We start from the raw sequence: 14268 nt of genomic DNA, 5'->3' as shown, positions 1-14268 counted from the left end.
TCTCTCAGACTGCTGCTGCCAGCTCCACCGCCGACACGACGTCGGCCTGAGTCGGCGCGCCGGAGGCGCGGCGGACAACACGACCGGTGCGGTCGAGCACGAGTACGGTCGGTGTACGCATCACGTCGAAGCGTCGGACCAGTTCGAGCCGTGTCTCGGCGTCGATCTCCACGTGGCGTACACCGGGAGTTCCGTCAGCCACACCGGCCAGCAGACGGCGGGTACCGGGGCAGGTGGCACAGAGAGCCGTCGAGAACTGCACCAGCGTCGCCCGCTCGCCGAGCGTCACGCCCAGCTCGCCAGAGGACAAGCGCAGCCCGTCGCCCTGGCCCGTGTCACGTAGCCTGCCGTCGCGTCGGACCCGTACCAGTCCGAAGACGGTCGCGGCCACCAGGACGGCGGCGGCCACGAAAAGTCCCGTCGGATCGCTCACGGCCGCCTCACCCATGTCCCAGTCGGGTCCGGCCACGGACCGAGAGCAGATAGAGCTCGCAGCCCAGGCAGTAGCCGAAGGCGGCATTCAGGAAGGCCGCCGCCAGTGCCGCCGCACTCGCCGCGATGCCGAGCCAGGCGGCGCCGGAGAGGTAACCGACCGCCCCGATGACGGCGAAGGCCAGACCGACGGCCTGCGCGAACCGCGGCGGCCGGGCGTCCTCGAGCTCCTGCGGCGGCCCGAGACGCGGACGCACCAGACGGCTGTAGAGCCAGCCGTACGGGGACCAACGCAGCCCCAGGACTGCACCGAGGGCGAAGACGACGGCCTGCGTCGCGAGCAGGGTGGCGCTGCCGGTGGCCAGCACCAGGAGGAGGACGAGGCTCGTGATCACGGCGGCGAAGCGCTGGCCACGTGGGTCGACTCTGACGGGTGTTTCAGGTGTGCGGTCAGGCATGACGAACTCCGGGACCTTGCGAACGGATACGGTGTGAGTCGGCGCGCGGTCAGCGACACGCGGCGGACCACACCCGACCGAAGTCGATGTGGGCCCTGATGACCAGGCACGTCCCGGAGTACATGCCGCTATTGCAACAGCGACCACCGCTGCGGTCAATCAGTGCTCATCTGTCGGACACGAGTGTGCGACACCGGACGGGAGCGGGAGCAGTTCGCAGAGCCCCGTGACACGGCTGGGGCATCTCGCCTTCCCGCGCCCCGCGTTCGAACGCCACCAGCGGCGTGGCCAGGTCGCACACGAAGTCGCAGCGCCGTTCAGCAGACGGGCTCGTCATCCGGATGGCCCGAGCAGCCCAAGAGTTCGGCCCGGCATCGGCTCCGCGAGCGCGGCCCGCCAGGCCGGCACGCCGAAGGGGTCGTTGAAGTACTGCGTCTCGTGCACCACGTGCTGGTCGGCGAATTCCATGATGCTCACCGAGTACGAAGGCACACCGTCGTAGGTGATGAGGCATTCACTCACCCACAGATTCGCATGGCCGGTGATCCGCTGGACGGCGAAATGCCGGTCGGCCGGGTGTTCGCCGCGCTGCGCCGAGATCGCCGCTCGGCCCCGGAACCGCTCGCCCGACTGCGGGTAGTCCAGGATCGCGTCCGTGGCGTAGATGGCGTGCTCGGCTTCGGTGTCCCCGCGTTCCGAGGCCCGCCAATGCTCCTCGACCGCGGCCCTGGTGCGGGAATCAGCATCCATGGCACTGCCTTTCCGTGGGGGTGACACCCTAGGCGCTCCAGGCCCCAGCCGATCGGAGCCGGTCGGGCCTGGGCAGCCGGGTCCTCCCTTTGGGTGATCGAGTTCGGCGAATGGCAAGGTGGTCGGAAGGCCCGTCTCTGCTCGGCGCCGTCTTCCTCGGGCGATCGGGGGTGTCGGAAGCGAGCCGCGCGTTGTGGCGGTCCGCGCCCCCGCGCTGTCGGCGTGGCAGGGTTCCGGGACCTGTGAAACGCTCGTTTCATGGCATATGTGTCCCGCGTCGGGACGTCGATCCCGAACGGTTGAGTCCGGCTGCCTGTCGCAAGTCCCCGGATCCGGGCTCCCGTTCGGGAGTAAGGAACAGCCATGAGGACGACTGAGCACGCTCACGACCGCGACGGCCACAGTGACCCCACCTTGTACCGCACTCCGGCGGATGCCGTCGCCGCGCCCCCGGAGAAGCTCGCCTATGTCGTCGGTTTCGACCCGACCGCACAGCGCGCGGACGCGTTGTTCACCGTCGGCACCGACCCCGAATCCGCCGAATACGGCCGAGTGATCGCTCATGCCGAGCTGCCCGGCCTGGGCGACGAGCTGCACCACTTCGGCTGGAACGCCTGCTCGAGCGCGCTGGCGCATGCCGGTCATGATCACGCCGCGCGGCGCTACCTCATCGTCCCGGGAATACGCTCCTCCCGGCTGCACATCTTCGACACAGACCCCGATCCCGTCCGCCCGCGCCTGGTCAAGGTGATCGAGTCCGAGGAGTTGGCCGCCAAGGCCGAATACTCGCGCCCGCACACACTCCACTGCGGTCCCGACGGGGTGTTCCTGTCCTGCCTGGGTGGCGCGGACGGTGCGGACGGGCCCGGCGGCGTCGCGCTGCTCGACCACGAAAGCTTCGACGTGCTGCGCGCCTGGGAGAGCGACCGCGGACCGCAGCGGCTCGCCTACGACCTGTGGTGGCATCTGCGCCAGAACGTCGCCGTGACCAGCGAATGGGGCACCCCCGCGATGTACGAGGACGGTCTCGTCCCCGAACTGCTGCTGGAACGCAAGTACGGCCACTCGCTGCACTTCTGGGAGCTGGACTCCGGCCGGCACCTGCAGCGCGTCGATCTGGGGGACGAGAACCAGATGGTGCTGGAGCTGCGTCCCGCGCACGACCCCGAGGCAACGTGGGGGTTCACCAACACCGTGGTCAACGTCGAGGACCTGTCGGCGTCGGTGTGGCTGTGGAACCGGGAGGGCGAGGACTTCGTGGTCCGCAAGGTGATCACCATCCCCGCCGAGCCCGCGCAGACGGACGACCTGCCTCCGGCGCTGCAGCCGTTCGGCGCCGTTCCCCCGCTCATCACCGACATCGACCTGTCGGTGGACGACCAGTGGCTGTACGTATCCGCATGGGGAACCGGTGATCTGCATCAGTACGACGTGAGCGACCCGTTCCATCCGAGGCAGACCGCGTCCGTACGTCTTGGCGGCGTCGTCAGCCGACAGCCGCATCCCGCCGAGCCGGACACTGCGCTGACCGGCGGAGCGCAGATGGTCGAGCTCAGCCGCGACGGGCGGCGCGTGTACGTGACGAACTCCTTGTACAGCGCCTGGGACGCGCAGGTGTACCCCGCGGGCATCGACCCGTGGATGGTCAAACTCGACGCCGACACCGCGCACGGCGGACTCTCCGTCGACAGCCGCTTCTACCCGCACGGCCCGGACTTCCTGGGCCTGTGCGTGCACCAGACGCGCCTGCAAGGCGGCGACGCGTCCTCGGATTCGTACTGCTACCGCAGCTGACCGCCTGGCGACATGTCCTCCGTGATCTACGCAGCAGGCGCGCACACCGACGACACAACCGGGTGGCAGCTGCCCTCCACCGAAACGCTGGCGGCCGTGGCGCTGGTGGCTGTGGCCACTGTGGTGGGCGCCTGGCTGGCACGGCGCGGATCCGGCCGCTCGGTGCTTCTGCTGGCCGCCGCGTCGGGGATATTGCTGAGCATCGCGGTGCTCGACCTTCTGCCAGACGCTTGGGACGAGGCCCATGAGGCCGGCGTGCCCGTGTGGGCGGTGCCGGTCACCGCGCTCGCCTCGTACGGGGTGATGGGTGCGGTGGTCCGTATCGGCTGCCCGTGCAAGCCAGGTCGTGCGGGCGGCGTCGGCGCGGCAGCAGGACTCGCTCTGCACCGCTTCCTGGAGGGGGCGACCTTGGCGCTGACCGCCTCGGTAGCCGTGGTGGCGGCGCTCCTCGTGCACGCGGCCAGCGAGGGCCTGGCACTGGCCGCTCTGCTGGGGGCCCAACCGAGGCGGCGGGTGGCTCCGTGGATCGGGCTGGCCTGCCTGGGCCTGGTCGCGGGAGCCTTCGTGGCGAGCGCAGTGCCCATCCCGGACGGCATCATGCCGTTGCTGCTCGCCGCCGTCGGCGGCGTACTCGCGCAGGCGGCGTGGGTGGCGCTCACACTCGCCCATCGGCAGCGGCCCGCGGACCGGCGAGTTCTCGGGGTGCCGGCTGCGATGGCGATGACGCTCGCGGCCGTCCTCACCGCGCTCTCCGTCCTTTTCGGGACAGTCAACCGCTGAACGCGACCTGTCACACGAGGGCCACGGAGGGGGCGCGGGCACCGGCGGGCACGGCCTGTGCGGCACTCTGCCTTCGACCCGCGAGGTGCGCAGACCGGCCCCGCGAGGGGCGCAGACCGTGGCACCGCGGCAGTCCAGAATGCTGCCGTGACCGACAGGGCAGAAGACACGGAGATGGCACGCACGTTCCTGGCCTGCGCCGCAGAGGTGGCGCGGCTCCTCGCGGTCGACGTCGACGCGCCAGGCACGACCGCAAAGGGGAGGGCGCGATCCCTGGCCGGTGCGGTGAGACGTCCGCTTCTCGAAAGCCCGCGCCTGGCGGACGAGCTGTTCGCGCCACTCATGGCCGCAGCCGTTCACGATCCGGACCCGAGCTTCTGCCGCTGGTTCGTCGAACCAGCCCTATACAGCTTCGGCCGCCGCCGCGTGCTGGAAGCCCTTGTCGCGTACCTGCGGTCAGGCACCGATCCCGAGCGCGTGGGCGCGACGCGGGCCTGGTACTGGGCGCATATCCCGCTTTGCGCGGACCGGTCTGCAGCCTACGCTCCGGACGGGATCCGAGCGGCTTCGCTGGACGCATCGCAGGAGGCGACCGAGGCTTGGTCCGAAGCGTCGATGCGGGTCTACGCAGAGACCACGGACGCGGGGGTTCGCTACCGCGTTCTGCGCATGCTGCCCGTGTCGCGTCAGGCGTACTCACCACGACTGCAGAGCCTGTTCGAAACCACCCTCAGCGCCGCACGGGCCGACCCTGACGAGTGCAACCGCCGCTGGGCCCGGGCAGTGGACGGCGCTGGATCCTGAGTTGCGGGACGAGCCGTATCGAGTGCTCCTCGGGGCCCGTGAGCTCCTCGGTGCGGTTCAGTCGCGTTGTCCTTCCTGAGGGTCGGGACTAGCGTGGTGAGTGGGACAATTCGTCATATACCGTCGGGCCGGGAAGCCGGGCAGGGGAAGCCTGCGCCGGGCTCCGCGACGGCCGCCCCTGGCCGAAGTCATCGAACCGGCACGTGGGTGGATCTGACGCATTTCAGCGCCGCAGGGTGCAGGAGGTCGATGTGCTTCCCACGCGACACAAGTCAGCGACCATCAAAGGGCAAAGGGTCTTCTACCGAGAAGCAGGTCCCGGCGACGCGCCGGTCGTGTTGCTGCTCCACGGATTCCCGAGCAGTTCGCACATGTTCCGCCACCTCGTCCCCGCACTGGCCGATGACTATCACGTGATCGCCACCGACCACATCGGATTCGGCCACTCGGCCATGCCCAAGGTGGACGAGTTCGACTACACCTTCGACAACCTGGCAGGGATCACCGCCGGGCTGCTGGACCAGCTGGGCATCGGGCGCTTCGCCATCTACGTCCACGACTACGGAGCGCCGATCGGCTGGCGCCTGGCGCTCGACCCTTCCTTCGACGTCAACGCGATCATCACGCAGAACGGGAACGCGTACATGGAGGGCTTCACCAAGCCCTTCTGGGACGATCTGTTCGCGTACGCCACCGATCCCAGCCGTGACACAGAGCCGGGTGCGCGGGCCAAGTTCAGTCCCAGCACGACCCGTTGGCAGTACGAGAACGGCGCGTCCGACACCAGCCTCGTCAGCCCCGACACCTGGATGTTCGACCAACTCCTGCTGGAACGGCCCGGCAACGACGAGATCCAGCTCGCCCTGTTCCGTGACTACCCCACGAACATCGAGGGCTACCCGAAGCTGCAGGAGTACTTCCGAGCCAGTCAGGTGCCCCTGCTCGCGGTCTGGGGCGAGCGGGACGAGATCTTCGGGCCGGACGGCGCGCGGGCGTTCCTGCGCGATCTGCCCGAGGCCGAAGTCCACCTGCTGCCCGCCGGCCACTTCGCCCTCGAGACGCACCTGGACGCCATCAGCGGATACATCCACGGATTCCTCGGACGCGTCCTCACCTGAGAGGTGGCCAGATCCGCCCGCGCCGGCTGTTCGTGACAGGCCGCGGCAGTTGAACCTGCGCCTCCCGGTGCGGCGGCACGGGAAGCGCGTCCGAGGGAGGCGGCGTGGTGGCCAGACTGGTGGCGGTGAATGTCGGGATGCCGAAAGACGTCCCCTGGCACGGCAGGACCGTGTACACCGGCGTCTACAAGCGGACGGTGGCCGGGCCGCGGATGGTGCGGCGGCTGAACATCGACGGAGACGGCCAGGGAGATCTCGGCGGGCACGGCGGTGAGCAACGCGCGGTGCTGGCCTACCAGTTGGACTCCTACCGGTTCTGGGGGAAGGAACTGGGGCGCGCGAACCTGACGCCGGGCCAGTTCGGCGAGAACTTCACCGTGGAGGGGCTGCCCGACGACGAGGTCTGCATCGGCGACCGCTACCGCATCGGCGCCGCCCTGTTCGAGGTCACCCAACCGCGGGTCACCTGCTACCGGGTGGGGCTGCGCATGGGCGAGCCGCGGATGGCGGCCCTGCTCGTGGCCCACCACCGCCCCGGCTTCTATCTGCGTGTCATCGAGGAGGGCGAGGTCGAGGCCGGGCAGGAGATCGTCAAGGTGTCCTCCGGCCCGGAGGCCATGACCGTCGAGGAACTCGACGCCGTGCTCTACCTGCCCGGCCACACCCGCGAACAGGTCGAGCGGGCCCTGCGCATTCCCGCGCTCAGCCCGGGCTGGCAGGGGTCCATGAAGACGCTCCTGGAGCAGGACGACGAGCGGACCTCCGGGAGTTCCTCCGGCAGCGCCGGACTCTCCGCCGCAGCCACCGCTCCACCGCCTGGCTGGCCCGGCTTCCGTCCCCTGACCGTCACCCACATCCAGCCCGAGAGCCGCAGCGTCTTCTCCCTGCGTCTGGCCGCCGCCGACGGCACCGCGCTCCCGGCCGCGCTGCCCGGCCAGTTCATCACCGTCAAGATCCAGCCCGAAGGAGACGCTCCGCCCCTCATCCGCAGCTACTCGCTGTCCGGCCCGCCGAGCACCGGCACGTACCGGATCAGCGTCAAGGTCGAACCCCACGGCGCCGCCAGCAACGAGCTGCGAGCCCACACCCGGGTCGGCGACCGTCTGGAGGCCGCGGCGCCCCGCGGCACCTTCTGCCTGGCCGAAGGAGCCAACCCGGTCGTGCTGCTCTCCGCCGGGGTCGGCGCGACCCCGGTCCTGGCCATGCTGCACAGCCTCGCCCGCGACCGCTCCACCCGGCAGGTGTGGTGGCTGCACGGAGCCCGCAACGGCACCGAGCACCCCTTCGCCCAGGAAGCGCGCGACCTGATAGCGGCACTGCCCGATGCACGGTCCGCCGTCTACTACAGCAGACCCACCGGCGCCGACCGGGTGGGCGTCGACTACGCCGCAGCCGGCCACCTGTCGGCCGACCTCGTCCGCCGGCTGGACCTGCCGACCGACGCGGACGCGTACCTGTGCGGGCCGGCCGCCTTCATGGACACCGTCACCGCCGCCCTCGTGGACCACGGCCTGTCCGCCTCCCGCGTCCACACCGAGATCTTCGGCTCAGGCGCTGCCCTCACCCCCGGGATCAAGGGCGCCGCGGCGGCACCGGCGCCGCACCAGCCCCCGGGTCCCGCGGGCACCGGCCCGCAGGTGTCCTTCGCCCGCAGCGGCCTCAACGTCCCCTGGAACGACGCCCAGGAGTCGTTGCTCGAACTCGCCGAGGCCTGCGACGTACCGGTCCGGTGGTCCTGTCGCACCGGCGTCTGCCACACCTGCGAACTGGCGCTCATGTCGGGGTCGGTCGTCTACTCGCCCGACCCTGTCGAGCCTCCGGGCGAGGGCAACATCCTGATCTGCTGCTCCAGACCCGCCGGAGAAGTCGTACTGGACCTGTGAGCCACGTGCCGGGTGGGTGACCGCTTCTGCGTCGTCGCAGGTGCCGAACTCCGACATCGCCCCCGGCAGACCGTCACTTGCCCGGACGTTCCGCCGCTGCCGGGGACAAGGCCGGGGCGGCGGAGAACAGGGCGAACACGGCGGCACGGACCTGTTCGGCGACCACTTCGGGTGTGGAGCTGTCGAGCTTGCCGTCGAGGTGCAGGAACGCCAGGCCGTGCACGAGGGCCCACACGGTCGTCGCGAGCGCGCCGGTGTCGTCCGCGCCGGGGAAGGCGTCGCGGACGATGGTCCGGACGTATTCCGAGATCACGGCGGTCGCGGCGACCCGCTCCTCGCTGGTCGGGTCACAGGGTTCGGCGAACATCGCCCGGAACAGGGCGGGGTGCTCGAGCGCGAACTGCACGTAGACGACGGCGACCGCGGCCAGGTCGTCGGGGGTCGAGGGCGCGGGATGGGCCGCGGCCAGGTGTTCGGCCAGCTCGCGGTACCCCTGCGCGGCGACGGCGGAGACGAGCGCGTCGCGGTCCGCGTAATGGCGGTACGGCGCCGTCGCCGACACCCCTGCGCGCCGGGCGACCGCGCGCAGGGAGAGCCCTGCGCTGCCGTCCTCCTCGAGCAGTTCCCGCGCGGCACGCAGGCATGCGGCCCGCAGATCGCCGTGGTGGTACGCGGTCGCTTGCGACACAGGTCACACTCCCTCATGTTTGCAGCGCTAACATTGATCGCCTAATGTGAACGGTGTACACATTGTAGTCGATCGAGATGGAAGAGGGGGACTCGGATGTCCAGCGAGCTTTTCTCGCCGCTGCCCCTGCGTTCCGGCCAGGTCCTGCCCAACCGGATCGCGAAGGCGGCCATGGAGGAGAACATGGCCGGCGACGGCCAGCTCCCCGACCAGGAACTGCTGTCGCTGTACCGGCGCTGGGCCTCCGGCGGTACCGGACTGCTGATCACCGGCAACGTCATGGTGCATGCCGAGGCGCTGACCGGCCCCGGGGGAGTGGTGCTCGACGAGCACGCGCCGCTGAAGCCGTTCACGCAGTGGGCCAAGGCCGGCAAGAGCGGCGGCGGGGCGATCTGGATGCAGATCAACCACCCCGGCCGCCAGATCCAGGCCGACATGCCCGGCGTCGTGTGGGGACCCTCCGATGTCGGCGTCTCCCTGGGCAGGCACAGCAGCCGGTTCGGACGCCCCGTCGCCATGACCGCCGAGCAGATCAAGGCCACCGTGACCCGGTACGCGGTCACCGCCCGCCGTGCCGAGGAGGCCGGGTTCGACGGAGTGGAGATCCACGCCGCACACGGCTACCTGCTGTCCCAGTTCCTGTCCCCCCTGGTCAACAAGCGCACCGACGCGTGGGGTGGATCGCTGGAGAACCGATCCCGGATGCTGCTGGACATCGTCCGCGCCGTCCGCGCCGGCGTTTCGCCGTCCTTCGCGGTCGCGGTGAAGCTCAACTCCGCCGACTTCCAGCGCGGCGGCTTCGACGCCGACGACGCACGCCAGGTGATCGAGATGCTCGCACCGCTCGGCGTCGACCTGGTCGAACTGTCCGGCGGCAGCTACGAGAGCCCCGCGATGTCCGGCCGGCCCGCCGATTCCCGCACCCAGGCCCGCGAGGCGTACTTCCTCGACCTGGCCAGGGACCTGGTCAAGACCAGCCCGCTGCCCCTGATGCTCACCGGCGGCATCACCCGCCGCGAGACCGCCGAGAAGGTCCTCGACAGCGGCGTCGCGATCATCGGCATGGGCACCGCCCTCGCCGTCACCCCTGACCTGCCCGACCGCTGGAGCGACGGCCGCGAAGCCGACCACCGACTGCGGCCGGTCACCTGGTCCGACAAGGCCCTCGCCTCCGCCGCCGGCATGGCTCAGGTCCGCCACCAGATGCGCCGCATCGCACGCGACCGCAGGATCACCCCCAACACCCATCCGGCGGTCGCCCTGATCTCCGAGCTGCGCAAGCAGCGACGGGCGCTGCGCGGCTACCGTACCTGGCTCGCCAAGACGCAGGCCAGCGCGGGCAAGTGAACCAGCCTCCGGGCGAGGCTACGTAACACGGACGGTGCCCCACTTGCCGGCGTCCACCTCGACCCACTCCTCGTCGACCTCCGGACGTGGAACGCTCGGGTCGCTCTGCAGGCCGAGGAGGATGTCGCGGCCCTGCTCCGGAGGGACCTCGTAGATCCGGGGGTGCGGATCGGTCGCCTCGGCCAGTGCCTTGGCCGCGGGCTCCAGGTACGGGGTGATCGGCGGAGGAAGGTCGGTCATGTCCACTCCCATGTCGCGAGCACACACTTGTGCCATGCCCGTGCGGCCCGATGGCCGCAGCTGACCCCCCTCGTCGGCTGGAAAACCGGTTCCATCGTTCGCGTCCGGTCCGGCGCACGCAACTGGGGCCGCGAGCGTGCCTTCCCCAGGAGCCTGCGGAGCGCTCGCCGGGCAGCGGCCCGCCGCGGTCACGCGGCGGCGAGCCGCTCGGAGGACGGCGAGTTTTCGCCCGTGTGGAGGTTGCGGTGCGCAGCCTCCTAGGGTCAGGAGCGATGTTGACGGCGCATACTTTCGAACCTAATGTACGCAACGTAAACATTGGCTCCCGGCATAGCAGGGCGGAAGCTGTCATTACACCCCTCTCTCGGTATCGTGTGCTGCATGTCGCGGCGCGCGATCGATGCTGGGTCTCCCAGCAGGAGCGTGCGGTGATCGCCTGTCCCGGTTGCCTGCAGGAGCCCTTCACCTCGGTCATGTGAACGGAGAGCCATGAAGGCAGTGTCGATCAAGGAGTCCGGCGGCCCTGAGGTCCTGGAGTGGATCGATGTCGAGGACCCGTCGCCCGCGGCGGGGGAGGTCGTCATCGACGTGGTGGCCAGTGCCCTGAACCGGGCGGACGTCATGCAGCGTTGGGGTCTGTACCCGCTGCCGCCGGGGACTTCGCCGTATCCGGGGCTGGAGGTCTCGGGTCGGATCAGCGCCCTTGGGGATGGGGTCACCGGCCGACAGGTCGGTGACGAGGTCTGTGCGCTGCTGACCGGAGGCGGGTACGCGCAGAAGGTCGCCGTCCCTGCCGGGCAGTTGCTCACGATTCCCAAGGGGATCGGGCTGGTCGAGGCGGCGGGCCTGCCCGAAGCGGTCGCCACGGTGTGGTCGAACCTCGTGATGACGGCAGGGCTGAAGGAGGGGGAGACCCTCCTCGTGCACGGCGGCGCCGGAGGCATCGGCACCTTCGCGATCCAGATCGCCAAGGCCCTGGGTGCCCGTGTCGTCACCACCGTCGGTGGCCCCGAGAAGGCTGCCCGGGCGCGGGAGTTGGGTGCCGACGCCACGGTCGACTACCGGACCCAGGACTTCGCGGGGCACGGACCCTACGACGTGATCCTGGACGTTGTCGGCGGCCAGTACCTCGAACGCAACGTCCAGTCCCTGGCGCCCGACGGGCGGCTGGTGATCATCGGCCTGCAGAACGGCCTCGAGGGCCAACTGAACCTGGCCGATCTCGTGTTCAAGCGTCTGTCTGTGTACGGCACCACCCTGCGCACCCGCTCCAAGGAGCAGAAGGCTGCGATCGTTGCCGAGGTCCAGGACAAGGTCTGGCCTCTGATCGAGAACGGGGCTGTCCGGCTGGTCGTCGACCAGACTCTGCCCATGGCCGAAGCCGCCGAGGCGCACCGGCTGATGTAGGCGGGCGGCCACGTCGGCAAGATCGTGCTGTTGAACGACTGAGGGGTCCGGTCGCAGCCGTCGGGCGTGTCCTCCGGGGACTGGGGGGCCGTCTACGGGATCGGCGCATCGTTCCCGAACCCGAGCCCTCCACTGTCCACGCCCTGAGGATCGTTCTCGGCGGTGGAGGACTGGCCCGCCACGCCCTCCTCCTGGTCGCCCGTCCACGGGACCGAGGGGCATCCCGGACTTCGGTGAACGGGCTCAGGAGGCGTTCGGCAGAAGCTGCTCCGCCCAGATCACCTTGCCGTCGCGGGTATAGCGAGTGCCCCAGTTCTCGGCGGTCTGGGCGACGAGGAACAGGCCGCGGCCGCCCTCGTCGTAGGTCCTGGCGCGGCGCAGGTGGGGCGAGGTGCCGGAGGCGTCGGCGACTTCGCAGGTCAGCGTGGACTGGAGGATCATGCGCAGGCTGATGGGCTCGCGTCCGTAGCGGATCGCGTTGGTGACGAGCTCGCTGACCACGAGTTCCGTGCCGAAGGCCAGATCGTCGAGGTTCCAGGCGGCCAGCTGGGCGGTGGCATGGGCGCGCGCCCGGGAGACCGTCGAGGGATCGGACGGCAGTTCCAGGGTGCTGACGTGGTCGGCGCCCAGCGCATGTGTGCGGGCCAGGAGAAGGGCTACGTCGTCTGCGGGCCGGGACGGAAGCAGGCTGTCCAGAAGCCGGTCGCAGGTGTCTTCCAGCGAAGAGCCCGCCCGCGCGAGTACGTCGCGCAGTGTGGCCAGTCCGCGGTCCAGGTCACGGCCGGGACTTTCGATGAGACCGTCCGTGAACAGGGCGAGAAGACTGCCCTCGGGCAGGTCGAACTGCGCGGTCTCGAAAGGAAGGCCTCCCAGCCCCAGGGGTGGGCCGATCGGTGCGTCTGCGAAATGCACCGGCCGCGGGTCGGTGGGGCAGCCGTCGGGCGTCGCCGGCGCCACGGCCGGCAGCGCGTGTCCGGCACTGGCGAGCGAGCAGTTCCGGGCCACGGGATCGTAGACCGCGTACAGGCAGGTGGCGCTGATCTCGTCGAGGCCCTGTCCCTCCTCGTGCTGCATCCGGATGACGACGTCGTCGAGGTGCGTGAGGAGTTCGTCGGGCATGAGGTCGATGTCCGCGAGCGTCCGTACCGCCGTGCGCAGGCGCCCCATCGTGGCCGAGGCGTACAGACCACGGCCGACGACGTCACCGATGACCAGGGCCATCCGGGCTCCGGAGAGCGGGATCACGTCGTACCAGTCGCCTCCCACGCCGGCCCGGGCGCCGGACGGCCGGTAGCGGACTGCCGTCTCGACGGCTCCGTGCCGGGGGATGGTGTTCGGGAGCAGGCTGCGCTGGAGTGTCAGGGCGGTGGCGCGTTCCTGGGTGTACATGCGGGCGTTGTCGATGTACACGGCCGCCCTGGAGGCGATCTCCTGGGCCAGGAACAGATCGTCGTCGTCGAACGGTGCGGCGTCACGGTGACGGAAGAACTGGGCGATGCCCAGGGGGCTGCCCCGGGCCCACAGCGGGATCAGCAGCATCGAGTGGACGCCCGCGTCGTCGGAGTACGGCCTGTGGGCTTCGGAGTCGGCGAGCCACGCCGGGGCCTCGGCCGAGGTGATGCGATGGCGCAGCGGGCGGCCGGTGGCCAAGGCGTCCGCGGGATCGGATCCCCTCATGAGGCTGTGCGTGCTGCCGGGCGGCAGCAGCGTCTCCGGGCAGCCCTCGAGCACGGAGTGCTGGGCGATGCGCCGCAGCACCAGGGCGTCCTGCGCCGGTGCCGGGCCTTCCTCCCGTAGCACGGCGTCGACGAGATCGACGGTGACGCAGTCGGCCAGATGTTCGGTCCCCACCTCGGTCAGTTCCCGGGCGGTGAGGGCGATGTCCAGGCTGGTGCCGATCCGTCGGCTGGCCTCGTTGACCACCATCAGCCGCCGCTGCAGCCGGTGGTCACGCGCGTGCTGGAATGCCGCCACCGCCTGCTGGGAGGTGAGGTCGAAGTAGTCGAAGGACCCCTCCACCAGGGCCAAGGTCACCGTGTCCCGCAGCTCTGGATCGGTGATGAGGTGTGCCGCCTCTTCCCGCACCATGCCGAGGGCGGTGCGGTGCGCGATCCGGTAGGCGCGCAGGAGGCCGGTGATCTGACCTCCGTGCTCGGCGAGGCGCCGGGCGAAGTCGATGGCGGCCTTCGGAGCCCGGATACCGGAGATGTCGAATCCACGTTCGAGATTGACGAGCACGGTTTCGACATGCTGCTGGGCGGCGAGCCTGGCCAGGTGTGTGAGGTCGTCGTGAGCCCATACCGAGGGAACCTCTTCGCGCATGCTCGTGACCAGAGTGTCGACCAGTTCGTCCATACGCGGCCGGAGCCGGACGGCGATCTCGCGCAGAAGGGAGTCGACGTCGGTCCTCATGACTTGAATGTAATGGATGCCCACCTTTCCCTCCGTTCGGCCGAAGGGCGCACGGAGGGTCGGCTGCCCGTAAGGGGGCACGGGCGGGCCCGGCCACCCCGTCAGAGGTCGCCGGGCCCGCCCGTCGCTGCGGACGAGGTCAGCTCCGGACGGCC

The 14268-nt window shown here is 70.1% G+C and carries 12 protein-coding genes and 1 pseudogene; 7 read left to right on the top strand and 6 right to left on the bottom strand.

Features of this window, described 5'->3' with window-relative positions; translation table 11 throughout:
• Window positions 1-4: 4 nt before the first annotated feature.
• From ABT085_RS15100 to ABT085_RS15090, 3 genes are all read right to left on the bottom strand, one after another.
• Entirely contained in the window at window positions 5-448 is a 444-nt protein-coding gene (locus tag ABT085_RS15100) for a thioredoxin family protein (RefSeq protein ID WP_351606706.1), read from the bottom strand.
• Window positions 441-890, bottom strand: a complete 450-nt coding sequence (locus ABT085_RS15095; RefSeq protein WP_351606664.1) for a DUF4395 domain-containing protein — start codon at window positions 888-890, stop codon at window positions 441-443. The genes ABT085_RS15100 and ABT085_RS15095 overlap by 8 nt, the downstream gene beginning before the upstream one ends.
• Window positions 891-1223: 333 nt before the next feature.
• On the bottom strand, window positions 1224-1640 hold the full coding sequence (locus ABT085_RS15090; protein ID WP_351606661.1) for a nuclear transport factor 2 family protein: 417 nt from the start codon (window positions 1638-1640) through the stop codon (window positions 1224-1226).
• 363 nt (window positions 1641-2003) lie between these two features.
• On the opposite strand from ABT085_RS15090, the gene ABT085_RS15085 reads away from it, so the two are divergent.
• The 5 genes from ABT085_RS15085 to ABT085_RS15065 all read left to right on the top strand — a co-directional run bounded on the left by ABT085_RS15085 (window position 2004) and on the right by ABT085_RS15065 (window position 8019).
• Entirely contained in the window at window positions 2004-3434 is a 1431-nt protein-coding gene (locus tag ABT085_RS15085) for a selenium-binding protein SBP56-related protein (RefSeq protein ID WP_351606658.1), read from the top strand.
• 21 nt (window positions 3435-3455) lie between these two features.
• Complete coding sequence (locus ABT085_RS15080) at window positions 3456-4214, top strand: hypothetical protein (RefSeq protein WP_351606655.1); 759 nt, start codon at window positions 3456-3458, stop codon at window positions 4212-4214.
• A 147-nt stretch (window positions 4215-4361) separates the two neighbouring features.
• The gene (locus ABT085_RS15075) at window positions 4362-5018 is read left to right on the top strand and encodes a hypothetical protein (RefSeq protein ID WP_351606652.1); all 657 of its coding nucleotides are present in this window, start codon (window positions 4362-4364) and stop codon (window positions 5016-5018) included.
• Between the two features lie 251 nt (window positions 5019-5269).
• Complete coding sequence (locus ABT085_RS15070; protein WP_351606650.1) at window positions 5270-6136, top strand: alpha/beta fold hydrolase; 867 nt, start codon at window positions 5270-5272, stop codon at window positions 6134-6136.
• A gap of 104 nt (window positions 6137-6240) precedes the next feature.
• Window positions 6241-8019, top strand: a complete 1779-nt coding sequence (locus ABT085_RS15065) for an MOSC domain-containing protein (RefSeq protein WP_351606647.1) — start codon at window positions 6241-6243, stop codon at window positions 8017-8019.
• 73 nt (window positions 8020-8092) lie between these two features.
• Here ABT085_RS15065 and ABT085_RS15060 read toward each other — a convergent pair whose 3' ends face one another.
• A complete protein-coding gene (locus ABT085_RS15060) occupies window positions 8093-8707 on the bottom strand; it encodes a TetR/AcrR family transcriptional regulator (protein WP_351606645.1) in 615 nt (204 codons plus the stop codon).
• A gap of 96 nt (window positions 8708-8803) precedes the next feature.
• Here ABT085_RS15060 and ABT085_RS15055 point away from each other — a divergent pair, with 96 nt between their 5' ends.
• Window positions 8804-10054, top strand: coding sequence for an NADH:flavin oxidoreductase/NADH oxidase family protein (locus ABT085_RS15055; RefSeq protein ID WP_351606642.1), 1251 nt, complete (start codon window positions 8804-8806; stop codon window positions 10052-10054).
• A 27-nt stretch (window positions 10055-10081) separates the two neighbouring features.
• Here the strand turns inward: ABT085_RS15055 and ABT085_RS15050 are convergent.
• A pseudogene (locus ABT085_RS15050) lies at window positions 10082-10294 on the bottom strand (esterase); the annotation flags it as partial.
• Between the two features lie 489 nt (window positions 10295-10783).
• Here ABT085_RS15050 and ABT085_RS15045 point away from each other — a divergent pair.
• Window positions 10784-11701, top strand: coding sequence for an NAD(P)H-quinone oxidoreductase (locus ABT085_RS15045; RefSeq protein WP_351606640.1), 918 nt, complete (start codon window positions 10784-10786; stop codon window positions 11699-11701).
• A gap of 243 nt (window positions 11702-11944) precedes the next feature.
• Here ABT085_RS15045 and ABT085_RS15040 read toward each other — a convergent pair whose 3' ends face one another.
• Window positions 11945-14113, bottom strand: a complete 2169-nt coding sequence (locus ABT085_RS15040) for an ATP-binding SpoIIE family protein phosphatase (protein ID WP_351606637.1) — start codon at window positions 14111-14113, stop codon at window positions 11945-11947.
• Window positions 14114-14268 lie beyond the last annotated feature (155 nt).

The organism is Streptomyces sp. NPDC002265 (assembly GCF_040296125.1).
Classification (GTDB): domain Bacteria; phylum Actinomycetota; class Actinomycetes; order Streptomycetales; family Streptomycetaceae; genus Streptomyces.
This window is presented reverse-complemented; position numbering and strand designations above follow the sequence as displayed.